Origin of the sequence: Pandoraea aquatica, from assembly GCF_902459565.1 — a bacterium.
In the GTDB taxonomy this organism is placed as follows: domain Bacteria; phylum Pseudomonadota; class Gammaproteobacteria; order Burkholderiales; family Burkholderiaceae; genus Pandoraea; species Pandoraea aquatica.
This window is the reverse complement of record NZ_CABPSN010000001.1, coordinates 19,382-44,757: the sequence shown is the minus strand read 5'-3', so window position 1 is coordinate 44,757 and position 25,376 is coordinate 19,382. Positions and strand designations below refer to the sequence as shown.

Below are 25,376 nucleotides of genomic sequence, written 5' to 3'. Positions count from 1 at the left end.
CAGGGAGATGTACCGATGTTGCAACACCGCCCGCTCACAGGGCGCGGATTCGCTCGTCCACGCGCCGCGCACGACCTGACGCCTCAACACCCGAATCGCCCCCAACACGTGCCTGCCCCCTCGCCCATCACACGGGCCATCGCAGGCGTGTTCGCGATCTGCGCCGCGTCGCTGACCTTCGTGTCCGGTACGGCCTACGCACAACAGGCGCCGCAAGCGTCGGATGCACAGCCCACCGCAAAGGACACCGCGGCATTGCCCACGACGACCGTGTCGAGCAATCGCGATGAAGACGTCAAGGTCGAGCGGGTAACGAGCGGTGCACTCGGCACGCGGCGTGCCGTGAACACCCCGTTCTCGGTCGTCGGCGTGAACAGCGAGCAGATCAAGAATCAGATGGCGCAGACGGCGACCGATGCCTTCAAGTGGGACCCGGCCGTCACCACACTCTCGGAAAACAAGCGCAACGAAAACTCGTACTTTGCAGTGCGCGGTATGCGCGTCGACATGCTCGACGGCACCAAGATCGATGGTCAGAACTTCGTCTCGTGGCAGGCCGACATCCCGCTCGAACCGTTCGAACAGGTCGAGCTGCTCAAGGGACTGTCCGGCTTCATGTACGGCTTCGGTGCGCCGGGCGGCATCGTCAACTACGTGCTCAAGCGCCCGACGGACGAACCGCTGCGTCAGTTCTCGGTCGGCTATGAAGCCAGCAACGTGTGGAGCCAGAAGCTCGATCTGGGCGGACGCTTCGGCCCCGACAACCGCTTCGGCTATCGCCTGAACCTCGTCAACGAGGAAGGCAATACCGCCGAGCCGAACAACCACGTGCGCCGCAAGACGATCTCGTTCGCGACCGACTTCCGCATCACCCCCGATCTGACGTGGTCGGCCGATGTCGCCTACTGGAAGCGTCAGACGACGGGCACGCTGTTCGGCATGAGCTTTGCCGGTGCCGGTGCGGTGCCCGACGCCAACAAGGTCGCCCGCAATCTCGCGCAGCCGTTCACCTACTATGAAACCGACGCGCTGACGGCAGGCACTGCCCTCGACTACCGCATCAACGATCAGTGGAAGGCGAACTTCAAGTACCGCTTTGCGCGTCAGAATCGTCTGAACGGCGACAGCTTCCTCTCCGTGCTCAATGCGGCGGGCGACTACGCCGACACACAATACAAGTGGAAGACGGCGTACTACTACCAGGCATGGGACGCCATGGTCGAAGGCAAATTCGCCACCGGCCCGCTCAAGCACAACGTGGTGTTCGGCGTGTCTTATCAGACGCAGGTGAAGCTCAACGACAACGGGCTGGGCGGCAATGGTATTTCGCTCGGCACGAGCAATATCTACAACCCGTCGCTGCTGCCGAATCAGGACATCGGCATGGATTACCAGCCGTATCGCAGCGAAAAGATCTCGCAACGCGCGATTTTTGCGAGCGACACCGTGGACATCACGTCGCGTATTTCGGCACTGGTCGGCTTGCGCTACACGCAGTTCAACGATGACCTGTACGACATCGACGGGCAGACCGGCACGTCGTACAAAGCCAAGCCCGTCACGCCGACAGTCGCGCTGATGTACAAAACGGACAACGACTCGACCGCTTACGCGAGCTATGTCGAATCGCTGGAACCGGGCGGTTCCGCCAGCATTACCAACGTCAACTTCCCGACGACGTACGGTCCGCTCAAGAGTAAGCAGTATGAAGTGGGCTGGAAGGCCGACAAGACGTCGTGGGGTGCGAATCTGGCGCTGTTCCGTGTCGAGCGCGGCTACGGTTATACCAACGCGGCGAACTTCTATGTGCAGGACGGCACGCAGCGCTTCCAGGGGCTGGACGCCAGCGGCTGGGTGCGTCTCGCGCACGATTGGCGCGTGATGGGCGGCGTGCTGCTGCTCAACACGAAGGCCGTGGACGTGGACGATCCGACGGTTGCGGGCAAGCGCATCTTTGCCGCCCCGCGCTATGTGGTAACGGGCCGTGTGGAGTACGACACGCCGTTCGTGCGGGGCTTGACCGTGGCGGCGGGCGTGAAGGTGACGGGACAGCAGGAAGTCGACGCCGCCAACACGTTGTCGATCCCGGCGTTCACGACGATCGATGTGTCGGCCAAGTACGCAACCCGTATCTCGGGTAAGTCGGTGGTGTTCCGTGCCGCCATCAACAACCTGACGGACAAACACTACTGGACGACGACCTACAACGGGTTTGTGCTGCCCGGCTCGACCCGCACGTTCCTCGCCAGCGCCACGATGGATTTCTGATCGCCGGCTAAGAGGTTCGTGGAATGAAGAAAGGCCGCTCAATGAGCGGCCTTTCTCGTTGGAAGGTGTGACGACTAGCGCGACACCCTCACGCCTGCGGCAATCGTCGATCAGCCGACGAAGGCGCGCTCGACGAGGTAATGCCCCGGTGCGTGGTTGTGACCTTCCACGAAGCCACGCTTTTCGAGCAGCTCGCGGGTGTCCTTGAGCATGGCCGGGCTGCCGCACAGCATGATGCGGTCGTGTTCCGGCGAGAACTCCGGCAGACCGATATCCGTGAAGATCTTGCCCGACTCGACCAGCTCCGTAATACGGCCCTGGTTTTCGAACTCTTCACGCGTAACGGTCGGGTAGTAGATCAGCTTGTCGCGGACATACTCGCCCAGATACTCGTGCTCCGGCAGATGCTGGGTAATCAGATCGCGGTAAGCCAGCTCGCTGGTGAAGCGGCAGCCGTGCACCAGAATGATGTGCTCGTAGCGATCGTAGACTTCCGGGTCGCGGATGATGCTCATGAACGGCGCGAGGCCCGTGCCCGTCGAGAGCAGATACAGATTCTTGCCCGGCAGGAGGTTGTCGTCGATCAGCGTGCCCGTCGGCTTGCGGCCAACGATCACCTTGTCGCCCGGCTTGATGTTTTGCAGACGCGAGGTCAGCGGGCCGTCCTGCACCTTGATGCTCAGGAACTCCAGCTCTTCCTCGTAATTGGCGCTCGCCATGCTATAGGCGCGCAGCAGCGGCTTGCCATCGACCTCCAGGCCGATCATCGTGAACTGGCCATTGACGTAACGGAACGAAGCGTCGCGCGTGGTCTTGAAGCTGAACAACGTGTCGGTCCAGTGGTGGACTTCCAGCACGGTCTGTTGATTCTGAATGCTCATATTGACTTGACGTTTAACGGAGGCGGCGGTACAGCGCTTCGGCACGGCTGAACGGGACTACCCCGTACGATCAGACTTGCCTGAATGACGCTTTCGCAGGCCATCCTTGACGGCCCTGATGCCAGAACTCCAGGCGCATCAGGTGTACGCACTATCGGTTATGGACGGGAAAACCCGACTATTTTACCCCAATTGGGAATAGCTTTCATTTGTCCCCAACGTCATTAAAGACATATCGATATGCCTGAGCGGCATATCGGACGGGGCTGCCCGATTAGCGATAGCCGTTCGGGTTTTGGTGCTGCCAGCGCCAGTGATCGACGCACATGCGCGCCAGATCGTACTCGGCGCGCCAGCCCAACAGCGCCTGCGCACGTGCCGGATTGGCGTAGGACACACCGATATCGCCCGAGCGGCGCTCGACGATCTGAAACGGCACCTTTTGACCGCTGGCGGCCTCGAAGGCGTGCACGACTTCCAGCACGCTGCGACCTTCCCCCGTACCCAGATTGACGGTGAACCCGGCGTCGAGTTTGGTCAGCCCGGTCAGCGCCGCCAGATGGCCACGCGCCAGATCCACGACATGGATGTAATCGCGAATCCCGGTGCCGTCCGGCGTGGGCCAATCGCCCCCATAGACATTCAGGACCGGCTGCTTGCCGACGGCGACCTGCGCGACGAACGGCATCAGATTGTTGGGCGTGCCGCCCGGATCTTCGCCGATCAACCCGCTTTCGTGGGCACCCACCGGGTTGAAGTACCGCAACACGCCGATACGCCAGCGCGGATCCGATTTGGCCGTGTCGGTCAGCATCTGTTCGGCCATCAGCTTGGTATGACCGTACGGATTGGCCGTAGACAGCGCCGCCGTCTCCTCGACCGGCACGGACACCTGATTGCCGTACACCGCCGCCGACGAGCTGAACACCAGGTGCCGCACGTCGTGACGGTCCATCGTCTCGATGAGCGTGAGCAGGCTGCCGAGGTTGTTCTTGTAGTACAGGAAAGGCTTTTGGAGCGACTCGCCGATGGACTTGAGTGCCGCGAAGTGGATCACGCCGTCGATGCGGTGACGGGTGAATACGTCTTCCATGACGCTCGCCGAGCAGGCGTCGCCCTCGACGAACACGGGCGCGCGCCCGGCAATGCGTTCGATGCGCGCCACGGCGTCGCGGTGGCTGTTGCACAGGTTATCGAGAATGACGACGTCGTAGCCCGCCGCCAGAAGCTCGACACACGTATGTGAGCCGATGTAACCGGCGCCGCCGGTAACGAGAATAGTGCCCAGATGATTCATGAAGATGCCTTGGCAACGCCTGTTTGGCGTGGCCGATTCGCACAAATGTGCACGACGATTGCAATCGCGAGACCCGGCATCTTACTCCAGCCGTTCACGCCATGCTACTGATGGTAGCTGCACCGGACCGCTTAGACGTTCTGTCCCATGTAGGTATCGTATTCGAGCGCCGCGAGCCGCCGCGTCAGTCGGTGTGCACCCAGCGCCAGCACACACAGCAGCGCAAGCGCAAACCCGTAGCCGTACAGCGTGGGGCCGTAGACCAGACTGAACCCGGTGAACAACGCATTCAGACACACCAGCATGGCCGTCAGGATCAACACGTCGCGACGCCGGTCGAGATAGAACAGCACGTTGAGAACACCGAGCAGGAGGACTTGCAGCCCGGCCGAGACGACGTCGATACGCAGCAATGTCTGCCATCCACCGGGCACCCCGACAAGCCGCAACATATCGTCGCCGAATGCGAAGACGAGCAAGGTCACGACGGCCTGCACCTTCAGGATCTCGTACAGCCCGGTACGCACCGCACGGACCATCAGCACCCGTGACGCCGAAATCTGGCGCAGCGTGCCGCCGTGACGCACGGCATCGAAAAAAGCGGTGTAAGCCTCGGCAAAGTCGGTTTCGATGCGCAGCAGGAACACGGCCATCCCCGGGATCACGCAAAGATAGGACAGGAAGACCGGCAGATCGTAAAGGGGTGCGGCACGCAGCGGGCCGATCACCGTCATGCCGGTCGCAGGCCACGCCCAGAACATCAGTTTGTCTATCCACACGCCCAAGCCGAAGCAGACGCCGACGCCCACGAGCGAGAGCCGAAGATTGCGCGGCACGAACACCGCCCATGAAAGCCACGTGGACGTCCGGTAATTGCGCGCGACGATGACGGTGAACCCGAGCAGCAGCGCCGTATGGCCGATGACGAAGCCGCCCAGCAGGCCGGTCAGGCCAAACCGTCCCAGCAGAACCGCGCAGACGACGGTCAGACTGTAGCCCGCGCAGAACACGCCGAGAATCGCCCGGTACTGCTTCACGCTCGTCAGGAACAGCACCACGATCCAGAGGTTCCCGAGCAGCACAAAGCCGATCCACATCAGCCATCGATACGTCAACGGCTGGTCGGCGAAGAGCGTTTGCGACAGCAGCAAGCCAATGCCGCCGAGTACCACCGTCGTCACCAGCGACACGGCGTTGAACGAGGGCATCACCAGTTGCGGCTCCCCGGCAAAGAGCCGGTCGCTCAGGTAACGCGTGAAAGCGAGCTGGATCAGCCCGGTCGCGATCACGCTCGACGCGATCAGGTACGTCACCGACACCTGAAACTGCGTGAGGACGACCTGCGGATGCACGTGCGCGAGACTCATCAACCCGACGAGCACCACCCCGACCATTGACAGCACCAGCGGCCCGGCGCTGATGATCCCGGCGTAGCTATAGGCCGCGAAGGTTCCCGACAGCGTATCGCGGCGCAGCAGACGCCGAAGCTCGAATCCGATCCCGGCCATCAGTGCTCGCCTCCCTGCACGTCCGACACGCCCGACACGCCCTGCATGCTCGGCGGACTGTCGCCGTCCATCCAGCGGCGATACAGCGTGCGATAGGCGTCGCGAACGGCGTCGAGGCGATAGTGCCGTTCAACCCGCGCGATACCGGCAAGGCTGGCGGCGTGCCATGCCGACGGCTCCATCACGTCGACGATGGCGGCGGCCAGCGCTTCGGGGTCGGCCATCGGCACGATACGCCCCGACCAGCCGAGCGCGCGGTCTTCCGGATCGCCGCCTTCGATCAGTTGACGGCATGCGCCGACGTCCGTCGCGACCACCGGCACACCGGCAGCGGCCGCTTCGAGCATCACCAGCGGTAACGCCTCGGACACCGACGACAGTGCCAACACGCCGATCTGCGGCAACACCGACTCGACGGCGCGATAGCCCATGAACCTCACCTGATACTCCATCCCCAGACTCGCCGCGAGGTCGCGGCATTCTTGCGCATACGCCCGGTCTTCGGTGTCCGGGCCGACGATCCAGCCCTGCACGTCGGGCCGCGCACGATACGCGATGAAGAGCGCACGCAGGAAGGTCTTGATGTCTTTAACCGGCACCACGCGCCCGATCAGCGCCACCACAGGCGGGATGTCATCGCCCGAAACACCTTCCTCGCCCCGCGTACCTTTGACGCGCTTGTCCCGAAGCGCGGCAAACCGCGCGATGTCGACACCGTTCGCGATACAGCGTGTCTTGTGCGCAGGCGCGCCGTCGCCGATCTGCCGCAGGCGGTTGCCCTCGTAGAGCGACACGATCTCGTTGGCCGTGTCATAGCAGACCCGCCCGATGGCTTCGAAGAACCGCATCCAGAGATTCTGGAAGTAGCCCACACGCGAGATGTCGCGCTCGAAGGGCCCCCGGTTGTCCCGCAACCACTCGCTCTGCAACAGGTCGAGCTTGCGCTCCTTCGTGTAGCTGCCGTGCTCGGTCACCAGCAGCGCCCGCCCGGTCGTCATACGCAGCATCGCGCCGAGCAACCCCGCGTAGCCCGTCGACACCGTGTGATACATGCGCGCCGGCGGCAATGCTCCGGCGATGCGCGCGAGTTGCCAGATCGGACGGTGCATGGCGCGAATCGTCCAGAAGTAGTCCGTGAACGACGGGTCATGGCAAAACCGTTCGTAGCGCTCGGTGATGAATTCCCAGGATCGTTCGCTGTGCAGGAACGCCGACGATGACAGCGGCTGGCCGTCGCACAGCAGCGGCAGGAGGTGCGCGAGCATGCTGCGCAGGCCATCGACTTTCATGTATTCGGTAGCGTCCGGCGTCCCTGCGCCACCCGCCTGGCTCTCATGCCGCTGACGAAACAGGTCGTGCATGCGTGCGATGCGGGCAAAAGCTTCGGCGTCACCTGCGCTCTTCCGGGACGAGGCGCGCGCGTCCCCCTCGTCTGCCGCCGTCGCGGACGACGTCTCCGTCTCGTAGAGGTAATGCGCTTCGAAATGGGTGACGTTCGCGGGCAACGGGTAGACGGGCGCACCGTAATCCTCACGACGGCTGCCGATGAACACGACGGAGAACGTCAGATCGGGAAATGCCCGGATCAGTTGGTCGACCCATGACGACACGCCGCCACGCACGTACGGAAAGGTGCCTTCGAGCAAGAGCGCGACGTCGGCCATCGCAGGCGTCATGGCGACCGCGGCCCCGGTGCGGGACGACGGTTCGGGCGTCGCGTAGAACGTGGACGAAGCCATGGGATTTAGCGTGTCCAGAATCGCACGGCGGGTTGAACGACCGGCGAGGCCGTTGCGTTCGACACGCCCTTAGCCCCCGTCACACCGGCACCCAGCCCGCCCAGCAACAGTGAAACGCGGTCATAGCGCCGCCGCTGGAATGCGGCCTCCGCCAGCCACGGCAACAGGCGCTCGGTCGGAAAGCTGTGGAACTGGGCCTGACGCAGGTGCATCTCGGCCACGTCGGGGTGCTCGCGCATGAGCGCACAGCGACCCAGCAGATACCACATGGACGCATCGTCCTCGTGCTGTTCGAGCGCGTCACGTGCGAACTTCTCCACACGCTCCAACGTGAAACGAAGGACTTCGCCACGCACGAGATTCTGGTAAATCAATTCCCAGTAGAGCTGCGCGAGACAGACGCAGGCGTGTGCGCGTTCGTCGTCGTCCTCGGCCGCCTCGTGCCGGTCGCGCATCACGAAGATCTGCTGCATGATCCGCTTCTCCATCCCGTCGAGAATGCCGTACGCCAGCAGGCGCACCTCCTCCACCGGATCCGCCAGCAGGTCGCGCGCAATCTCGCTCGTGACCCGCGAGGGCAACGCCTGCACGGAGATCAGGGCGGCAACCCGGTCGTCCCGCTCCCCCTGCACGTTGCGCAACCGGGCGCGCAGTCGCATGCCCGCACCGTGACGCACACGCGCCACCAGATGCGAGACGAAACCCGGTGTTTCGACGAGGCCCGCCGGCAGCGACTCGCGCGGCGGCGGGAACAGATACCCCATCAGCAACACGCCCATCACGACGACCATGCCCGCCACCGGCAGGAAAAAGGTCGCCAGTGCGATGTGCCAGAACACGCCACGACGGTCGCGATAGCTCGCAGGCAGCGCGCACGTCACGAACCCGCCGGCGAGCAGTGCCGTCACCGCCTGCCATGCCAGCACGGCGGGCACGACATCACCAACGGGTCCGGCGGCGGTCGGCGCGACGACCGGCACGTCCCATGTCGCGGTCTGCAAAACGAGTCGCAACACGTGCCACTGCGACGCGACGGCGAGCCCCGCCAGCGCCAGTGTCAGCGCCCAACGAATGACATGCACACCGCGCGCCGCGCCTCGCTGCCGGAGTCGCCAGAGCGCTTTCGCGTGGCCGCTTGTCGAGTGGCGCTCAGGCATGGTCGACGCAGCGCTCCATGAGTTTGAGCAGGCCGTCACCCGGGGCTTCGGCGTCGATGTGTGCGGTGTGCACGGCAATATGACCGCTCTGGAAATCGACGTCGTACTGCTGGCGCAGCAATGTCTCCACACGCATCAGGTAGCCGTCGATGCCGTGCTCGTCCGTAATCGGCATGAGCGCGATGGCGATTTGCCGACGCGGCGTGCCGATCGTCCACATGACGTCGAGCGCGCGACGCTGACGCACCGTCTGTTCGAATAGCGAGTCGCCTCGTGCGCCGCGCGGAAACGCCAGTGCAACCAACGACGACTCGATGCCGCTTGCGCGCTTGAGACGCGCGAGCCGGCCGAGTTCGAGCGCGAAGTCATACGGGGCTTGGGGCACCAACGCTCTGACGCTCGCCACGAGCGGCTGATGCGCGACGCCGTCGGCGTAGTACGCGAGTAGCACCAATAACAGTTGCAGGTTGTCGTGATTGAGCGCGAGGAACGGCATGCGTCGCACGATCAGCACGCTGGTTAGTGCACCTTCGGCGTCGAGCAGCGGCACACAGGCCAAGTAGGGACTGTTATCGCTCGCGGCATCGTCGGCCTTCACGTGGGCCAGCGTGCTTTCGCGCAGACAGTGCCGCACCAGCGGGTCGTCCACGTCCGGCTCGAACCCTTCCCCGACACGCGCGATCGGCGTCGTCGTCAGCCGGTCGCCACGCACCGGGAACAGCGCAGCGACTTCGATCTGGCAGGTCAGCGCGGCGAATTCGAGCATCGGTTGTGCGTTGGGCAGACCGCCCGGCGCGCCATGAACGTCGCCCGAACGCCGCACCGTGAGGTCGCGCAGACGCGTCAATGCATCGCGCAACGTGACGGGACGCGCGAGCAGATCACGCTCCAGCCGCTCATGCGACACGCGCAGCAAATAGTGATTGTGGGTAATCGCGACAAGGCGGTCGCTGTAGTAAGCGTTAATGCCTTGCGATCTGAGCGCGCGATGGGACCAGATGTCGCAGAAGTGACCAGCGACGAGCGCCATCGTCATACCGCCTGCAAAGTGCGCCATCGGGAACGGCGCGCCGGAGGGACCGCACAGGACATGCCACGCCGCCATGAGCATGGCGCCGCTCGCGGCACCGGCCAACGAACCGTAATGCAAGGCACCCACGAGCGAGACGAGCCAGAGCCACGGGAATTGCGTGGTGAGCAACAAGGGATCGTCGGGACGGAGCCGCCAGGCGACGAGCACCGCGATCAGCGTCGCGAGCAAGACTTCCAGCAGCGCAAAGGGGCGCGCCATGGCCGGTGCAACCCGCCGCCCCCAGCGTCCCAGATTCCCGAGCGGTTGCGATCGGCGTACGCGCGTCGTCGATGACGAGGGCGACGACGATGAACTCGATGTGCCGGAAGTCGAAGATGCCGAAGGTGATGACGAAGCACCGGCGCGATGGGCGCGCGCCGGTTCGGCGTCGGTATGCATGATTCCCCGTTATCAGAAAGCGCCCTGCCCGGCCTTTTCATTCATGCCTGGGTCATGGGCCACGGATCGACAGTTCCTGTGAAAGACCCGTCGCTCCCGTCCCGCGAAACCTGCGCACCGGGACGGCCTTTAGCTGCTGATCCGAACTGATCTCGTATGTTTGATAGAAAAGCACTTTACACACGCGCGGTCCTACTTTCGTCCCCATTTTTTCTCGCCGCCAACCCGCATGAATGCTCAGGATACCGACGCAAGAGACCCACTTACTGGGGTTCGCCGTCGAATGTAAATGGCCCCTCGTGCGGACCGACGTAAGCGAGATGTGTACGCAACCCTGCGCCCGGCTGCCACAGGTGCATGGCGAAGCCCGGCGGCTCCAGCGTGATCGATCCCGGCGCACCTGCAGCCAGCCCGAGCGCGATCTGATGTGCGGTGGACACACACGTGCTCGCCATGATCCCCGGCGCGCCTTCCACATTCGCATGAATGCTGCGATGCAAATGCCCGCAGATCACCCGCTCGATGTGGCGATAGCGCGATACTACGCGCGCAAACCCTGCACGCCCTTGCGCCGAAAGGCCGTAGCCGTCCATGAATTCGATGCCCGTATCGAACGGCGGATGGTGCATGGCGATGATCGTCGGCCGTCCTTCGCAGGCGTGGAGCTGCGCGTCGAGCCATGCGAGTCGCGCGTCGCACAAATGGCCGCCCGCGCTCGGCGGATCTTGCGTGTCGAGGACCAAAACGGTGAGCGGCCCGAGATCGACGCGGTATTGCACGAACGTATCGTTCGTATGCAGATAGGTATGTTCCGGAAAAGCATCGCGCAACCCTTCGCGATGATCGTGATTGCCGACCACCAGATAGAGCGGGAGGTCGAGGTCCGCCAGGCACTCGCGAAGTACTTCGTATTCCGAGAGATGTGGCGTGTCGATCAGATCGCCTGTTGCGATGACGGCATCGGGCCGAGGCGTCCAGCGATTGAGGGTGGCGATGGCATTGCGCAAGGCGAGCGCGGTGTCGACACGTCCGCAAGCGAGCATGCCGGGACGCGTGATGTGGAGGTCGGTGATCTGGCAGATCAGCATGAAGCGGTTCCTCGATGTCGATGAGCGGCGTCACGCTAGCCATCGTAAATGACACCCGAATGACCAACCAAAAGACGCCCGTCTGCGCAAGCCCTAAAACGCTAGGGAAACTCCCAAAGCCCGCCCAGCAAGGGATTGCGCGGAGGCATGACCGGAGATGCCCGCAGATACCGGGGTTTTGCCATCAAGAACAAGAAAGTACGCGGCATTGCGCAACAAAATCGCCGCAAACCGTTGTCAGGACTGGCCCACAGCCCGCCGAAGGCTCTATAATGCGGCTGCCCGGCCAGTGCCGGCGCCCTCACGATACGTGACGAAACCGGTCTTCGGATCAGGTTCGCGTGACGTGCCGCGAAGGCGACATTCTGGCGTGTGCCGCGTGCCTTATGGCGCGGATACAACACCGACACTCGTCAAATGACGAAAGTGTTAGAGTTGTCGCCGGTATTCACCACCTCTCAAGGGAAACACACATGAACAAACAGGAACTGATCGACGCCGTCGCTGGTGTTACGGGTGCAAGCAAGGCTCAAACTGGCGAAACCATCGACGCTCTGCTCGAGACCGTCAAGAAGGCAGTCGCCAAGGGTGACTCGGTTCAGTTGATCGGCTTCGGCTCGTTCGGTTCGGGCAAGCGCGCTGCGCGTACCGGCCGCAACCCGAAGACTGGCGAAGCGATCAAGATCCCGGCAGCCAAGACCGTGAAGTTCACGGCTGGCAAGGCGTTCAAGGACGCTGTGAACAAGAAGTAAAACCAGTTGCGCGCAGGCCGGCCTCCGTGCCGGCCTATCTTTTTTGCTCGCATCCGGCCGTCGATTTCGACTGCGATTTCGACAGGATTCCTGTTGGATTCCGCGTCTGAATCCCGCGCTCAAATCCCGATAAGCCATGCGCAGCAATGAGAAGGCGTCACGTCATCCTCTCGCGAGGTCCACGACTGATGTGACGCTGCGTGCCTCGCGGGTGGCCTGTGCCCCGCTCTGCGGCAAAGCAGGCGCCCGCGACAAAGTGCTGCAATCGCGGCAATCGCTTTACCGCCACCCGTGTGCTCCGTCACGCGGTCAGTCATGCGCTTCGGCAACTATGCTATGTTGCGGAACATGACACGCGCGCCGTTAGCGGCTACCGCCGCCTCTTCCGATGTTTTCTCCGCTGCCGGCGCTCGTCAGGCAGAGGAAGTTTCACTGCCGTCGTCTGCCCAAATGCGGCGCATGTCGGCGTCTCGTCTGCTGGTCATGCATGTGGCGTCGGCATTGACGCAATGGCCAGCGCTGCCGGATGCGGCAGAAGACACAGCCAACATCGACACCATTCCCCCTGAAGCCGTTCATCAATTGCGCATCGCGACGCGTCGTCTTCGTGCGCTGATCGACATCTACTCGCCGTGGCTCAAACCACGCTGGCACCGTCGGCTCGTCACGGAACTGCGTTGGCTCGGGCATTCGATGGGGCCCGTGCGCGATGCAGATGTTTTGACCACCGAGACACTTCCGACCTTACGCCTCGAATATCCGCATGTCGACTGGATTGCGGTCGACGCGCATCTATCGAAAGTTCGCACCGATGCCCGGGCGCAAGCTGCCGCCGCGCTCACGAGCGATCGCCAACGCGCGCTGCATGCGCTGTTACGCGATGCCTTTGGCGTTCGCGACAACGGCACGGCCGATGCGCGCGCCGCGAAAGCCTTGCGACGTCCGTCACGCACACCCGGCAAGCGGCCACGCGCGCTAGCGAAACACGCGCATAACATCCTCCGCGAACGATACATTGGGTTATTTCCTGATTGTCGCCAGTTAGCGATGCTCGATACCGAGCAGTTGCACGCATTGCGCGTGAAGATCAAGAAGGCGCGTTACAGCGCGGAGGCGCTCACGCCGTGGTTGCGAAAGGCGGTTCGCTTGCCGTATCACGAGACGTTGCGCACCGCGCAAACGTTGCTCGGGCATCTCAACGATGCCGTGGTCGCACAACGCGCGCTGGAAGACATGCCCATCTCGACGGAACACCGCGAGACGCTGACGGGACGCCTCGACGCGATCATCGTCAACGCCACCAGCCGCGCCGCGCACGCGCTATGCCAATTGCCCGACGCCCATCGACTTGAGCGCGGCATGCGCAAGGCCTAGGCATCAGGCATCAGGCAACCCAGCATCGATCGACTCAGACGACCTTCGTGCGAAGCAGGCGCATGCCGTTGGCGATCACCAGCAGGCTCGCGCCCACGTCCGCAAACACCGCCATCCACAACGACGCCAGCCCCATCACCGCGAGTGCGAAAAACACCGCCTTGATCCCGAGCGCGACGGCGATGTTCTGCTTGAGCACGGTCGCGGAACGTTTCGAAAGCGCCAGAAAAGCAGGCAGTTTGCGCAAATCGTCGTCCATCAGCGTGACGTCGGCGGTCTCGAGCGCGCTATCCGTGCCCGTCACGCCCATCGCGAAGCCAACGTCGGCCGCCGCCAGCGCGGGCGCATCGTTGATGCCATCGCCCACCATCCCCACGTGCCCATACTTCTCACGCAGCGACGAAACGGCCTGCCATTTGTCTTCCGGCAGCATTTCGGCGCGCACGTCGCTCACCCCCGATTGCTCGCCGATCACTTGAGCGGTGGCCCGGTTGTCCCCCGTCAGCATGACGGTGCGAACCCCCATTTTCGTCAATTGAGCAATGGCCTCCCGGCTTTCCTCACGCAGCGTATCGGCGACGGCCAGCACCGCCAGCGCCTGCGTTTCGCCTGCCAGCACGATGGCAGTGCGCGCCTGCGCTTCGAGACGCGTCAGTTCGGCCTCTACCTCGGCATTGCACACGCCGAGCGATTCGATCAGACGATGATTGCCGAGGTAGTAAAGCGTTTCACCGACACGCCCCTTCACGCCCATGCCCACCAGCGCCTCGAAATCGGTCACGGACGGCAACGTCCCAAGCCCGGCCTGTGCATGGCCATCGACGACGGCGCGCGCAATCGGGTGAGTCGTCTGAGCATCCAGTGCGGCGGCGAGTGTCAGCGCTTCGTCGCGAGATGTCCCACGCAACGGCACAACGTCGGTCAGCTTCGGCTCGCCACGCGTGAGCGTGCCCGTCTTGTCGAGCGCGACCGCCCGAATCAGGCGACCGCTTTCGAGAAACGCCCCGCCCTTGATCAGAATCCCGGCGCGCGCAGCGGCCGTCAGCCCGCTCACGACGGTCACCGGCGTGGAAATCACTAGCGCGCAGGGGCACGCAATCACCAGCATCACCAGCGCCTTGTAGATCCACGGCGACCAGGCCAGACCGAACGCCAGCGGCGGCACGATCGCGACCAGCAGTGCGCAAAGCACCACGACCGGCGTGTAAATGCGTGAGAATTTGTCGACGAAGCGTTGCGTCGGCGAGCGTTGCTGCTGCGCCGTCTCGACAATGCGCACGATACGCGCGAGTGTCGTATCGCCAGGCGCGACTGTCGTGCGATACACGATCAGGCCGCTTTCGTTGATGCTGCCCGCGTAGACGTCGTCTCCCACCGTTTTGTCGACGGGCACGCTCTCACCGGTAATCGACGCCTGATTCAGCGCCGAGGCACCCTCCTCGATCACGCCGTCGATGGCGATGCGCTCACCCGGACGCGCCCGAACTCTCGCGCCCACGGCGAGCGTTGCGGCAGGCACGTCCGCCCAGGTGCCGTCGGCCTGCTGCACCGACGCCTGATCCGGTGCGAGACGCATCAACGCCTCGACCGCGCGACGCGCCCGGGTCAGCGAAGCCGCCTCAAGCTTTTCAGACAACGCGAACAGCACGATCACCATGGCCGCTTCGGGCCACTGACCGATGACCATCGCACCGATCACGGCAAGCGACATCAGAAAGTGAATGTTCAGCGTGAAGTGCCGCAGCGCGATCCAGCCCTTCTTGAGCGTGGGCAGGCCGCATGCGAGGATAGCCGCGACCACGATTGCACCCACCCACGGGCTGTGCTCCGGCACACCGGACCAGACTGCGATCTCGCTCGCGGCAGCCAGCACACCACCGGCTACGAGCCGGGCAGCGTCGCTTGTCCGGCTGGCGGGCGGCGGTGCGGCGGCATCTGCGTTCTCGCCGGAGAGCGGCACTGGCGTCATCCCCAGTTTGCGCAGGGTGTCCGCCACAGCGTCGCGCTCACGCTCGACATCGGACGCCGACGCACGCTTGTCGAAAACAACCGTCAGCTCACGCTTGAGCAGATTGAAATACAACGTATCGACACCGGCACGACGCTCAAGCTGATCACGAATCAGACGTTCCTCCGTCGGGCAGTCCATCTGATCGATGCGAAAGCGCGCCTGCGGGGCATCCGTCGTGGGTGCCGGGGCTGACGGTGCGAAACTCGCACCGCCGGAGCAGCACGACGCTTCGGCATGCGTATGGGCGGGGGTTACGCCGTGGCTGCCGTGGTCGTGGTCGTGGTCGTGGTCGTGGTCGTGGTCGTGGTCGTGGTCGTGAGCATGACCGTCGTGACGATGGCTGTCATCGTGGGCATGCCGATGCGCCTGCGATGACGGCGTGTGCTCATGCGAATGCCCGTGACAGTTTTTGTGGTCATGCCCCTGTGCGGGAGCATTCCCATGGCCGGGCATCTCCCGATCCGCTGTCGCCGCAGTCGTCAGGCCCGCCAGACGGGCCGACTCCGAAGGGTTGGACATGTGAACTCCTGGTTACATGATTCGTGTTACCCTTCATTCAAAACCCTGTAGTGACTACGGAGTCAAGCATGAAAATCGGCGAACTGGCCCGGGCGGCGGGCACCGATGTCGAAACCATCCGCTATTACGAGCGTGCCGGCCTGCTGCCGCCGCCGCCGCGAACCGACGCGGGTTACCGCACCTACGGCGACGAGCATCTGGAAGCCCTGCGCTTCATCCGTCACTGCCGTTCGCTCGATATGCCTCTCGCCGACGCCAAACGACTCGGCGAACTGGCACACGACACCGGCGTAACTTGTGAAGACGCCAATCAACTGATCGAGGCGCATCTGGCGCGCGTGCATACACGCATCCACGAATTGCAGGCGCTGGAGCAGCAATTGCTACATCTGCAAGCACAGTGTCGCAGCCGTCACGAGACGAGCGACTGCGGTATCTTGCGCGCACTCATGCAAGGCGCACAGGGCGAAGCCTGCGCTTGCCACAACGAGACGGAACCGATCGAAGTCGCTTGCGAGCACGATCACAATCACGGTCACGCGCACGCGTAAATCGAAAACGTTCCCGTTTAATTTCGCGTCGCAGGACCGGCGACGCAAATCAATTCTTCACATTACACAAACGTTCCCGGGCATCACTTACGTGATGTCCGCGTCGACACTCCCCCGCCCCTGCGGCACTCGCCGCGTCCACCCTCGCACGAGACAAAACACGTCGCACGATGTGCCGCACGACGCAGGGGTTAACAAACGCAGCATCTGCACGCAGATGGCACACGCCGCAAACGCTCCACCTTTGATCAAAACGTAAAAATTGTGAGAAATCGACCTGTTTCCCGCGAAATTAGGGGCAAGTGAACGTAGAATGTCCCGCACGCTTCGTCACTGCCTTACACCGCACGTTACGCGCTGCTCGGGATACGACATCGATATGTCGTAATCCGTTTTAATTTTTGATCACTTGTCGGAGACCTTATGTCCAGCGATGTATCCGCGACGCCAGCACCCGCGACGGAGAGCAACGCCGACATCGTCATCATGGGTGCGGGAGCGGCCGGCATTTCGGTCGCCGCAAGCCTGCGCCGCCGCCGTCCGACGCTCTCGATCACGATCGTAGATCCGGCCGACACGCATTACTATCAGCCCGCCTGGACGCTCGTCGGCGCCGGCGAATTCGACGCTGCCCGCACGGCACGCCCGATGTCGAGCGTGATTCCCGAAGGCGTGAACTGGATCCAGGCGGCGGTCACGGCTTTCGCGCCGGAGCGCCAGCAAGTGCTGCTCTCGGACGGGCGTCGGCTCGGCTATCGTTTTCTCATCGTAGCCCCCGGGCTGCAACTGAACTGGGAGGCCATCGACGGTCTGAGCGAAACGCTCGGCCGCAATGGTGTGACCTCCAATTACCGCTTCGATCTCGCCCCGTACACATGGTCGCTGGTTCGCGAATTCAAGGGCGGCAATGCCCTCTTCACACAACCGCCGATGCCGATCAAGTGCGCGGGCGCGCCACAAAAAGCCATGTATCTCTCGGCCGACACGTGGCGCCAGCGCGGTCTGCTCGACAAGACCAAGATCGAGTTTCATCTCGTGGCACCCGCCCTGTTCGGCGTCAAGGATTACATCCCGGCGCTGATGGAGTACGTGCAGCGATATCGCATCTCGCTCAATCACCTCTCGCATCTGCGTGCGGTGGATGGCGAGCGCCGCGTGGCGCGTTTCGAGATTTTCGATGCCGACGGACAGTCACAGTTTGTCGACAAACCCTTCGATTTTCTGCACGTAGTGCCGCCGCAAAGCGCGCCGGATGTCTTGCGCGCGAGTCCACTGGCCGACGCTGCCGGCTGGTGTGAAGTCGACCCGGCGACGCTGCGCCACGCGCGCTACGCCAATGTGTTCGGTCTCGGCGACGCGATTTCCGCGCCCAACGCCAAAACCGCTGCCGCCGCGCGCAAGCAGGCCGTTGTCGTCGCCGAAAACTTGCTCGCGTCGATGGACGGCCGCCCCCTTTCGCTGCATTACGACGGTTATGGCGCGTGTCCGCTCACGGTGGAACACGGCAAGATCGTGCTCGCAGAATTCGGCTATGGCGGGAAACTTCTCCCTACATTCCCCATCGACGGTACGCACGCGAACCGCTTTGCATGGGTCCTGAAAAAGTACGTGCTGCCAAAGGTTTATTGGGACTTCATGCTTCGGGGGCGCGAATGGCTGGCGCGCCCACGCTGAGCAGACCGTAGGTGAAACCCGCACTCAATTTTCAAATTCGGGTGCCGTTAAAGGTCAAAGGACCCGGTCTCGCGATCGGGAACGAGCTTCTAGTCGGGCCACGCCTTGCGCGCGGTCTGCCGCAACGCGAAGGGAAACGGCGCACCGGCACGCGCGCACGATTCGCCCCTCGCACTACGGCCGACACATTTACGCGTCTTATGCAGAACATGATTCAAGGGTTTTCTGGCGGCACGACCTGTTCGACGCGTGGGCTTTTCCTGCTGGATGGCCTCGCCATCATTGAACGCGCCGGTGACAATCGCTCAACCGTTCAGGCGATGTTTGCCTGCCTGCCGAGATGAACGATACGAACGCGCTGCGACGGCAAGTCGTCCTCGCCGACCTGCTGCTGGATCGCCAGCGGCTTTTGCGCGCCCTCAGCCTGGAGCTGAGGACCCCGAGCCCTCCCAATAGTCACAGCGCGCTGGTCGTGCTGCACGTGGGCCGGGGCCAGCGTACGGCGTCCAGTCAACAGGCCATCTCCGACGCGGATCTGCTCGCGACGGTGGCGTTTCGCATCGGCTCGCGCATTCGACGCCGCGACCTCATCGGCCGTGTTTCGGACCAGCAGGTCGCGATTCTGCTACGCGACCTGAGCAGCCGCGAGGCCGCCGTTCAGATTACGCGCCGCTTCATTCGGGCCGGCGAATCGCCGGTGCCCTGCGGTAACGGGCTGCTCTATCCGATCGTCTCGGCGGGCATCACGCATCTGCCGCAGGTTCCCGTGTGGCCGGCTACCCTGCTTGAACATACGTCCGACGTCGCCGATCAAGCCATTCGCGAGAGCGCGTCGCGCTTTCTCGTCACCGAAGCCCCGGCCGCACCGACCGAGGGCATTGCACCGCCGGACGACGCAGGCAACGAACATTACTGGCGCAGCGCCATCGGACGCGCGCTCTCGGACTCGGAATTCCGTCTGCACTATCAGCCGCAGATCGATATGCGTACTCACCGGTTGACGGGCCTCGAAGCCCTGATCCGCTGGCAACGGGACGACGAGCTGATCATGCCGGGCGAGTTCATCCCCGCGGCCGAGCGTTGCGACGTCATCGGCCCCATTGGCGACTGGACGCTGCACGAAGCCTGCCGTCAGCTCGACAAGTGGCATACGGACGGCGAAGAGTACCCCCGCGTGGCGGTGAACCTCTCCGCACAACAAATGCGTGTGCAGACACTGGAGACGGTGCGCTACGCCCTCAAACACCACCGCGTACCGCCCGACAAGCTGGAGATCGAGATCACCGAGTCGTCGCTGATCTCGCATCTCGACGAAGCGGCGACGCTGATGAACGAACTCGTCGCGATGGGCGTGCGCTTGTCGCTCGATGACTTCGGCACAGGCTACTCGAGCTTCGTGCGGCTCAAACGCTGGCCATTCGGCACCGTCAAGATCGACTACCAGTTCGTGGCCGGGGTGCTGCTCGGCGGCTACGACACCGAACTGATCCGCGCGATCATCGCCATCGCCCGCAAGCTCGAAATCGAAACGGTGGCCGAAGGCGTGGAGACCAGTGCGCAACGCGATGCGCTGGCTTCGCTGGGCTGTCACGCGTGGCAGGGGTATCATTGCACGCGTCCCTTACCGCCCGGACACATCGAAACGTTCATTCGAGACTGGCACGGGCGCCTGTAAACGCGTCAGCAACCGCCTTTGCCGTTGGTCAACGCTCATCTTTCCCGTCGACATGCCGCTTCCGCCTTTGTGTGCGGCGTCGTCGTCCTGCTGTGTGTCTTTGTCGCCTGGGGGCTGGCACGCTTCGCTGCCGACCAACTCGTGGCGAACCGTACCGCGCGCCTGCTTTACGAGGAGCGCAGCATCGCCACGCGACTCGCGCATGGCACCGTTCACACGGTCAATCAGGACCTGATACTCATTCGCGGCATTCCGCAGGTCCTCGCGCAGATCGAGCAGATTCAGTCGGCAGCCAACACGATTGCCACGCATCCGCTCACCGAGGTTCCCCAGGACAAGGCGCGCCAGATGCTGCTGGCAAATGCCGCGCTGAAGCCGGTCAATGAGCTGTTTCGTTCCGCTCAGCTTTACTTCGGCGCGGATCTCGTCTGGTTAGGAACGCCCGACGGCATCACCATTGCGTCGAGCGATTTCAATTCGACGAACCCGCTGATCGGCGACCGCTATGGCGACCGCGACTACTTCAACACCGCAGTGCTGGGCGGTGCGGGGCAGCAATACGTCACCGGACGCAAGACCGGGATGCCCGGCATGTACTTCACCGCGCCGGTCTATCACGACGGCATCCTGGTCGGCGTCGTTGTCGTCAAGCTCGGCATTCGCAGGTTGTCGCATTGGGTCGATACCGGTGCTTCGTTCATCACAGACAAGAATGGCGTCATCGTGCTCGCCAACGACCCGACCTTCACCGGTCTGGCCGTGCCGGGGGCGGCGGTGTTCAATCTCACGCGCCCGGAACGCCGCCACCTGTATTTGCAGGAAGACTTCACCGTCGTCCCCATCGAAAACTACGATCTGACACCCGGCACCCCTAACTTTCTGCAAATGGGGCCGGAGGATGAGGACAACAAGCACAGTGCACGGCTGGTGCGCGTGCGGCCGGACAATCAGCCTTATTTACTGGATGTCGAACCGTCTTCGGACGGCGACATGGTGATCTACACCATGAGCGAGGCACCGACGCTCGGCAGCCTCTCGATCGAACGACGCCGCTATGCCTCGCTGGTGTTCGCATTGCTGCTCAGCTCGGCCGGAGCACTCTACCTGCTCGTGCGTTACCTGCGCCGTGAAAAGCTCCAGTTGACGGACACGCTCGCAAAAAACGCAGCCCTCGAACACGAGGTGAAGTACGACGCACTGACCGGTGCGCTCTCACGCGGACACTTCCTCAAGCGCCTGCGCGCCGAAGTCATGCAAGCGGATTCGGCAGACGTGCCGACCAGCGTCATCCTCGTCGACCTGGACCATTTCAAGCAGATCAACGACACCTGGGGACATGCACTGGGCGACACGGTACTGGCCACCTTTGTCCGGCTTTGTCACGAATCGTTACGCGAAGATGACATCTGCGGTCGTTTGGGCGGCGAAGAATTCGCTATTATCCTGAGTGGCGCCACCGAGGCACGGGCGTTCGACGCCGCCGAACGGCTGCGTGAAGCCGTTCGCGAATCGCGCATCAACGTCGACGGACGAACGCTTCAGTTCACGATAAGTGCCGGCGTGGCCCAATGGCACAGCGGTGACGACGACAACGCCTGGCTACAACGTGCCGACGCAGCGCTGTACCTTGCCAAATCTCGCGGACGCGATGGCTGCGCCCGCGAATCCGACCTTCGGGTACTGACCCGAGGCGGTTCTTAACCGGCTTCAGGCATCCCGGCCTGAAGTCGCCAACTCAGACCGGACCGATGCTCAAGACGAATCTCGCCACATTCGCCCCATCGCCGCTTCGCGCCATTCAGGTCGGCGCGACCGCCCTCTGCCTGGCCCTGAGTAGCGCCGCACATGCGGATCTCTCGCTACTGCAACCTCCGCGCGCCCTCACGGGCGGCGCGCCATTGCAGCTCATGCTGTTGGCCACACAGGATTCGCCTGGCCGAAAGACCATTCAGCTACCGGACGAAATCGTCGTCCGCATCTCGAACGACGACTTCAAACCCACACTGCTGCATCTGAAGCGTGCGGCCATCGTCCCTGCTCAGCTCACGCTGTCCAATGGCCAGTTCCGTCGCATCTCTTATTCGGCAGTCCTGCCGAAAGAGTTGCGCGGCTCGGTGCGCATCGAGCCGGTCGACTGGGACGCCTCGATCACGACCGTGGTCCTGGACCGCGCCGCACCTGCCGAACCGATGGTCGCCGCCGCGCCGATCCCGGCGGAAGGCGGCGCGTCCCCCGGCACGGGCGACGCCACCGCAGCGCCCGCATCAGGCGCACTCGCGGCGGCACCGGCCGCTACATCGTCCGATGCTATTGCCCCGACAGCCGACGCCGAGTTCGCCCGTATTTCGTCGAACGAGCCGATGTACATCGGGTTCGGCAAGAACGGCGACGCGAACGCGCGCTTTCAGCTCAGCTTCAAGTTCCACATCCTGAAGCCGGACAATCCCTCGTCGAAGGCTTTCCTCGACAATCTGTACTTCGGCTACACCCAGTTGTCGATCTGGGATCTGGAAGCCGAATCGGCCCCCTTCCGAGACTCGAATTACCGTCCGAGCTTCTTCTACTACGTCCCCGACACTGGCGTGCGCGCCGGCTGGTTCTCGTCGCTGGGTATTGCCGCCGGTATCGAGCATGAGTCCAACGGCAAGGCAGGCCCCGACTCACGCAGCATCAACACCGTCTTCGTCAAACCGATCCTCACCTTCGGCAATCCGTCGGAATATCACTGGACGGTCGCACCAAAGCTCTATGCCTATGTGGAGAAGAAGGACAACCCGGACATTCAGAACTACCGTGGCTACATGGACCTGCTCGTGCTGTGGGGCAAGCCCAATGGCTGGCAGATCGGTGCAACGCTTCGCAAGGGCATGAAGCGCAATTACGGCAGTGTGGACGTGCAGGTCACCTATCCGCTCGGCAAGCTGATTCCGGGCACCGGCGGCTACATCTGGCTCGGCTACTTCACCGGCTACGGCGAAGACATGCTCGACTACAACCGTCACTCACCGTCGCAGGTGCGCATCGGCTACAGCGTGTTCCGCTGGTAAGCACCGCCGCCGACAAAGCAACTCGGAGACGACAAACCAGTCCGTCGTCTCCGGTCCCGCTACAACACCAGCACCAGTGCGCCCGCGACGATCAACGCACCGCCGAGTGCCTCCTTCAGCGAGAACGGCTCACCAAGCACCACCCAGCCGATCAGCATCGCCATCGCCACACTGAGCTTGTCGAGCGGCGCGACGCCCGACACCGGCCCCAGTTGCAACGCCCGGAAGTAGCAGAGCCACGACAGCCCTGTGGCGACACCCGAGAGGACAAGGAAGACCCACGTGTTGGCGCTCAGGCTCGTCGGCTTTTGCCATTCACCGCGCATGCCGACGATGGCCAGCGTCACCCCGAAAATGATGACAGTACGAATCAGCGTGGCCATGTTCGAGTTGACCTGCGCCACCCCGAGTTTGCCGAATATCGCCGTCAGCGCAGCGAAAAACGCCGAGCCCAGCGCAAAGAGTTGCCAGCTACGCAGCATAGCGATCGTCACCCATCAATAAATACCCGCCCAACCTGAAACGGACGCAAATGTCCACCGTCCGCGCCCACCCGTAGGGGAATCGAAACCGCCCCGGCCATCGATGCGATAATGGCAACATCTTGTGTCACCCCCGCCAGACTTGGCCGAATTCTCCCTTATGTCCGAATTGCACGACCGCCCCGACAGCCCTTGCATTGGCGTTTGCTCGACACTTTTCGACGACGTCTGCAAAGGTTGCGGCCGCACCGCGTACGAAGTCTCGAACTGGGTGTTTTTCACCGAGCAAGAGAAGGCGGCGGTGTGGGAGCGCATCACCCGCGAAGGCACGGCAATGCGCTTTTGCGACAGCGGTTCTACGACTTCGCAGACTTGAACTGAAGCGACTTGTACTCGAGGAACTCCTCGAAGCCGTACACGCCGTTCTCACGCCCGTGCCCCGACTGCTTGAATCCACCGAACGGGGCCTGCACGTTGAACTCCCCGCCGTTGATGTCGACCTGTCCGGTGCGAATCTGACGCGCCACACGTACCGCGCGCGCCTCGTCGCCTGACCACACGCCACCGCCCAACCCGTAGATCGAATCGTTGGCGATGCGCACTGCGTCGGCCTCGTCCTGATACGTGATGATCGACAGCACGGGACCGAAGATTTCTTCCTGTGCGACCGTGGCATCCGGCGTCACACGCCCCAGCACCGTCGGCTGTACGAAGAAGCCTGCCTCGAAGCCTTCGGGCACCGTGTCCCCGCCGGCAATCAACTCGGCACCTTCCGACAATCCCTTGCGGATATATGTCTGCACGCGCTCGCGCTGCGCCGACGACGCGAGCGGCCCGAGACGCGTCGTTTCCTCGCGCGGATCCCCGAGCGTGAAACGCGCCACGGCGTCTTTCGCCAGCGCCTTGATCTCGTCATAGCGCGACGCTGGCACCAGCATCCGCGTGTGTGCGGAACACGTCTGCCCCGAATTCAGGTAGCAGGCGTTGAGCGTTCCTTTGACGGCTGCGGCGAGGTCCGCATCGTCGAGCACTACCGAGGCCGACTTACCGCCCAATTCCAGCGCAACACGTTTGACGGTTTGCGACGCCACCTCCGACACGCGTTTGCCCGCGCGCGTCGATCCGGTGAACGACACCATGTCGACATCCGGATGCCTTGCCAGCACCTCGCCAACAACTGGACCGAGCCCCGTCACCAGATTGAACACGCCCGGCGGCAGTCCTGCCTCTTCGATCACTTCGGCCAGAATGAATGCATTGAAGGGTGCCACTTCCGACGGTTTCAACACCACGGTGCACCCGGCAGCCAGCGCCGGTGCCACCTTGAGCGTGATCTGGTTCAGCGGGTAATTCCAGGGCGTGATCGCCCCCACCACACCGACCGGCTCGCGCACCACCAGCGAATTACCGACGCGTGCCTCGAACTCGAACGATTCGGCCAGCTCAGCGTACTTGTTCCAGTGATACACGGGACCGCCGACCTGAATGGCGCGCACGAGTTTGATGGGCATACCGGTCTCGCCCGTCATCACTTGCGCCAGTTCGTCGGTGCGTGCCTTCAGGCCCGCCGCAATCTTGCGCAGATAACCGGCGCGCTCGGCAGCCGGTGTCGCCGCCCATGCATCACGCGCTTTGTGCGCGGCGACAATCGCAGCTTCCGTGTCTTCCGACGCGCCCTCGGGAATGCGGCCCATCAGCTTCGCGTCGGCGGAATGAAAGACGTCCAGCGTGCCACGCCCGACCGGCGTCACCCACTGTCCGTCGATGAAAAACTTGTCGTACGTCTTCATGCATTGCCTCCTGCTGGCGTTGAGCAACGAAGGGTTATTGTAGTCCGCCCGACGTAAACGCAAACAGGGCGCTTGCGATGCAAGCGCCCTGC

The 25,376-nt window shown here is 63.2% G+C and carries 21 protein-coding genes; 11 read left to right on the top strand and 10 right to left on the bottom strand.

The window, feature by feature from the left end:
• Positions 1-15 precede the first annotated feature (15 nt).
• Positions 16-2,268 (top strand): TonB-dependent siderophore receptor, encoded by a 2,253-nt coding sequence (locus PAQ31011_RS00175; RefSeq protein ID WP_150573937.1) that lies wholly within the window; start codon positions 16-18, stop codon positions 2,266-2,268.
• 110 nt (positions 2,269-2,378) lie between these two features.
• On the opposite strand, the gene PAQ31011_RS00170 is transcribed toward PAQ31011_RS00175, so the two are convergent.
• The 6 genes from PAQ31011_RS00170 to PAQ31011_RS00145 form a co-directional block, all read right to left on the bottom strand.
• Positions 2,379-3,149 carry a ferredoxin--NADP reductase gene (locus tag PAQ31011_RS00170; RefSeq protein WP_150573936.1) on the bottom strand — a complete coding sequence of 257 codons (771 nt, stop codon included), beginning with the start codon at positions 3,147-3,149 and terminating at the stop codon, positions 2,379-2,381.
• 274 nt (positions 3,150-3,423) lie between these two features.
• Complete coding sequence (gene galE, locus PAQ31011_RS00165; protein ID WP_150573935.1) at positions 3,424-4,446, bottom strand: UDP-glucose 4-epimerase GalE; 1,023 nt, start codon at positions 4,444-4,446, stop codon at positions 3,424-3,426.
• Positions 4,447-4,577: 131 nt separating this feature from the next.
• Positions 4,578-5,954, bottom strand: a complete 1,377-nt coding sequence (gene pelG, locus PAQ31011_RS00160) for an exopolysaccharide Pel transporter PelG (protein WP_150573934.1) — start codon at positions 5,952-5,954, stop codon at positions 4,578-4,580.
• Positions 5,954-7,630 (bottom strand): GT4 family glycosyltransferase PelF, encoded by a 1,677-nt coding sequence (gene pelF, locus PAQ31011_RS00155; RefSeq protein WP_150574811.1) that lies wholly within the window; start codon positions 7,628-7,630, stop codon positions 5,954-5,956. The genes pelG and pelF overlap by 1 nt, the downstream gene beginning before the upstream one ends.
• 68 nt (positions 7,631-7,698) lie before the next feature.
• The gene (locus PAQ31011_RS00150; protein ID WP_150573933.1) at positions 7,699-8,850 is read right to left on the bottom strand and encodes a tetratricopeptide repeat protein; all 1,152 of its coding nucleotides are present in this window, start codon (positions 8,848-8,850) and stop codon (positions 7,699-7,701) included.
• Positions 8,843-10,141 carry a PelD GGDEF domain-containing protein gene (locus PAQ31011_RS00145; RefSeq protein WP_246179242.1) on the bottom strand — a complete coding sequence of 433 codons (1,299 nt, stop codon included), beginning with the start codon at positions 10,139-10,141 and terminating at the stop codon, positions 8,843-8,845. The genes PAQ31011_RS00150 and PAQ31011_RS00145 overlap by 8 nt, the downstream gene beginning before the upstream one ends.
• Between PAQ31011_RS00145 and PAQ31011_RS26600 the strand changes: the two genes are divergently transcribed.
• On the top strand, positions 10,140-10,403 hold the full coding sequence (locus tag PAQ31011_RS26600) for a hypothetical protein (RefSeq protein WP_246179240.1): 264 nt from the start codon (positions 10,140-10,142) through the stop codon (positions 10,401-10,403). The two genes, PAQ31011_RS00145 and PAQ31011_RS26600, sit on opposite strands and share 2 nt — an antisense overlap.
• A 181-nt stretch (positions 10,404-10,584) precedes the next feature.
• On the opposite strand, the gene PAQ31011_RS00140 is transcribed toward PAQ31011_RS26600, so the two are convergent.
• Positions 10,585-11,409, bottom strand: a complete 825-nt coding sequence (locus tag PAQ31011_RS00140; protein WP_150573931.1) for a phosphodiesterase — start codon at positions 11,407-11,409, stop codon at positions 10,585-10,587.
• Positions 11,410-11,882: 473 nt separating this feature from the next.
• Here PAQ31011_RS00140 and PAQ31011_RS00135 point away from each other — a divergent pair, with 473 nt between their 5' ends.
• Together PAQ31011_RS00135 and PAQ31011_RS00130 are read left to right on the top strand one after the other, a co-directional pair.
• Positions 11,883-12,161, top strand: coding sequence for an HU family DNA-binding protein (locus PAQ31011_RS00135; protein WP_039398613.1), 279 nt, complete (start codon positions 11,883-11,885; stop codon positions 12,159-12,161).
• A 459-nt stretch (positions 12,162-12,620) separates the two neighbouring features.
• Positions 12,621-13,535, top strand: a complete 915-nt coding sequence (locus tag PAQ31011_RS00130; protein ID WP_174989827.1) for a CHAD domain-containing protein — start codon at positions 12,621-12,623, stop codon at positions 13,533-13,535.
• A gap of 34 nt (positions 13,536-13,569) precedes the next feature.
• On the opposite strand, the gene PAQ31011_RS00125 is transcribed toward PAQ31011_RS00130, so the two are convergent.
• Positions 13,570-15,999 carry a heavy metal translocating P-type ATPase gene (locus PAQ31011_RS00125; protein WP_150574810.1) on the bottom strand — a complete coding sequence of 810 codons (2,430 nt, stop codon included), beginning with the start codon at positions 15,997-15,999 and terminating at the stop codon, positions 13,570-13,572.
• 134 nt (positions 16,000-16,133) lie between these two features.
• On the opposite strand from PAQ31011_RS00125, the gene PAQ31011_RS00120 reads away from it, so the two are divergent.
• From PAQ31011_RS00120 to PAQ31011_RS00095, 6 genes are all read left to right on the top strand, one after another.
• Entirely contained in the window at positions 16,134-16,616 is a 483-nt protein-coding gene (locus tag PAQ31011_RS00120) for a Cd(II)/Pb(II)-responsive transcriptional regulator (RefSeq protein WP_150573929.1), read from the top strand.
• 423 nt (positions 16,617-17,039) lie between these two features.
• Positions 17,040-18,290 carry an NAD(P)/FAD-dependent oxidoreductase gene (locus PAQ31011_RS00115; RefSeq protein WP_150573928.1) on the top strand — a complete coding sequence of 417 codons (1,251 nt, stop codon included), beginning with the start codon at positions 17,040-17,042 and terminating at the stop codon, positions 18,288-18,290.
• Between the two features lie 11 nt (positions 18,291-18,301).
• Positions 18,302-18,634, top strand: coding sequence for a hypothetical protein (locus PAQ31011_RS00110; protein WP_150573927.1), 333 nt, complete (start codon positions 18,302-18,304; stop codon positions 18,632-18,634).
• The gene (locus PAQ31011_RS00105) at positions 18,631-19,965 is read left to right on the top strand and encodes a putative bifunctional diguanylate cyclase/phosphodiesterase (protein ID WP_150573926.1); all 1,335 of its coding nucleotides are present in this window, start codon (positions 18,631-18,633) and stop codon (positions 19,963-19,965) included. The genes PAQ31011_RS00110 and PAQ31011_RS00105 overlap by 4 nt, the downstream gene beginning before the upstream one ends.
• A 141-nt stretch (positions 19,966-20,106) precedes the next feature.
• The gene (locus tag PAQ31011_RS00100; protein WP_174989825.1) at positions 20,107-21,666 is read left to right on the top strand and encodes a sensor domain-containing diguanylate cyclase; all 1,560 of its coding nucleotides are present in this window, start codon (positions 20,107-20,109) and stop codon (positions 21,664-21,666) included.
• Positions 21,667-21,713: 47 nt separating this feature from the next.
• Positions 21,714-23,012 (top strand): phospholipase A, encoded by a 1,299-nt coding sequence (locus PAQ31011_RS00095; protein WP_150573924.1) that lies wholly within the window; start codon positions 21,714-21,716, stop codon positions 23,010-23,012.
• A 59-nt stretch (positions 23,013-23,071) separates the two neighbouring features.
• Here PAQ31011_RS00095 and PAQ31011_RS00090 read toward each other — a convergent pair whose 3' ends face one another.
• Positions 23,072-23,494: an EamA family transporter gene (locus tag PAQ31011_RS00090; RefSeq protein WP_174989817.1), complete on the bottom strand. Its 423-nt coding sequence runs from the start codon at positions 23,492-23,494 to the stop codon at positions 23,072-23,074.
• Between the two features lie 160 nt (positions 23,495-23,654).
• Here PAQ31011_RS00090 and PAQ31011_RS00085 point away from each other — a divergent pair, with 160 nt between their 5' ends.
• A complete protein-coding gene (locus PAQ31011_RS00085; protein WP_150573923.1) occupies positions 23,655-23,870 on the top strand; it encodes a DUF1289 domain-containing protein in 216 nt (71 codons plus the stop codon).
• Here PAQ31011_RS00085 and PAQ31011_RS00080 read toward each other — a convergent pair.
• Positions 23,851-25,284 (bottom strand): aldehyde dehydrogenase family protein, encoded by a 1,434-nt coding sequence (locus tag PAQ31011_RS00080; protein WP_150573922.1) that lies wholly within the window; start codon positions 25,282-25,284, stop codon positions 23,851-23,853. The two genes, PAQ31011_RS00085 and PAQ31011_RS00080, sit on opposite strands and share 20 nt — an antisense overlap.
• Positions 25,285-25,376 lie beyond the last annotated feature (92 nt).

Excerpts from the sequence above, each read along its gene's own strand:
- galE (WP_150573935.1), bottom strand. The coding sequence starts at position 4,446 with ATGAATCATCTGGGCACTATTCTCGTTACCGGCGGCGCCGGTTACATC.
- PAQ31011_RS26600 (WP_246179240.1), top strand. The coding sequence starts at position 10,140 with ATGGCCGGTGCAACCCGCCGCCCCCAGCGTCCCAGATTCCCGAGCGGT.
- PAQ31011_RS00120 (WP_150573929.1), top strand. The coding sequence starts at position 16,134 with ATGAAAATCGGCGAACTGGCCCGGGCGGCGGGCACCGATGTCGAAACC.
- PAQ31011_RS00145 (WP_246179242.1), bottom strand. The coding sequence starts at position 10,141 with ATGGCGCGCCCCTTTGCGCTGCTGGAAGTCTTGCTCGCGACGCTGATC.
- PAQ31011_RS00115 (WP_150573928.1), top strand. The coding sequence starts at position 17,040 with ATGTCCAGCGATGTATCCGCGACGCCAGCACCCGCGACGGAGAGCAAC.
- PAQ31011_RS00170 (WP_150573936.1), bottom strand. The coding sequence starts at position 3,149 with ATGAGCATTCAGAATCAACAGACCGTGCTGGAAGTCCACCACTGGACC.
- PAQ31011_RS00140 (WP_150573931.1), bottom strand. The coding sequence starts at position 11,409 with ATGCTGATCTGCCAGATCACCGACCTCCACATCACGCGTCCCGGCATG.
- PAQ31011_RS00085 (WP_150573923.1), top strand. The coding sequence starts at position 23,655 with ATGTCCGAATTGCACGACCGCCCCGACAGCCCTTGCATTGGCGTTTGC.
- PAQ31011_RS00125 (WP_150574810.1), bottom strand. The coding sequence starts at position 15,999 with ATGCCCGGCCATGGGAATGCTCCCGCACAGGGGCATGACCACAAAAAC.
- pelG (WP_150573934.1), bottom strand. The coding sequence starts at position 5,954 with ATGGCCGGGATCGGATTCGAGCTTCGGCGTCTGCTGCGCCGCGATACG.
- PAQ31011_RS00175 (WP_150573937.1), top strand. The coding sequence starts at position 16 with ATGTTGCAACACCGCCCGCTCACAGGGCGCGGATTCGCTCGTCCACGC.
- PAQ31011_RS00080 (WP_150573922.1), bottom strand. The coding sequence starts at position 25,284 with ATGAAGACGTACGACAAGTTTTTCATCGACGGACAGTGGGTGACGCCG.
- PAQ31011_RS00095 (WP_150573924.1), top strand. The coding sequence starts at position 21,714 with ATGCTCAAGACGAATCTCGCCACATTCGCCCCATCGCCGCTTCGCGCC.
- PAQ31011_RS00150 (WP_150573933.1), bottom strand. The coding sequence starts at position 8,850 with ATGCCTGAGCGCCACTCGACAAGCGGCCACGCGAAAGCGCTCTGGCGA.
- PAQ31011_RS00105 (WP_150573926.1), top strand. The coding sequence starts at position 18,631 with ATGAACGATACGAACGCGCTGCGACGGCAAGTCGTCCTCGCCGACCTG.
- PAQ31011_RS00135 (WP_039398613.1), top strand. The coding sequence starts at position 11,883 with ATGAACAAACAGGAACTGATCGACGCCGTCGCTGGTGTTACGGGTGCA.
- pelF (WP_150574811.1), bottom strand. The coding sequence starts at position 7,630 with ATGACGCCTGCGATGGCCGACGTCGCGCTCTTGCTCGAAGGCACCTTT.
- PAQ31011_RS00090 (WP_174989817.1), bottom strand. The coding sequence starts at position 23,494 with ATGCTGCGTAGCTGGCAACTCTTTGCGCTGGGCTCGGCGTTTTTCGCT.
- PAQ31011_RS00130 (WP_174989827.1), top strand. The coding sequence starts at position 12,621 with ATGTCGGCGTCTCGTCTGCTGGTCATGCATGTGGCGTCGGCATTGACG.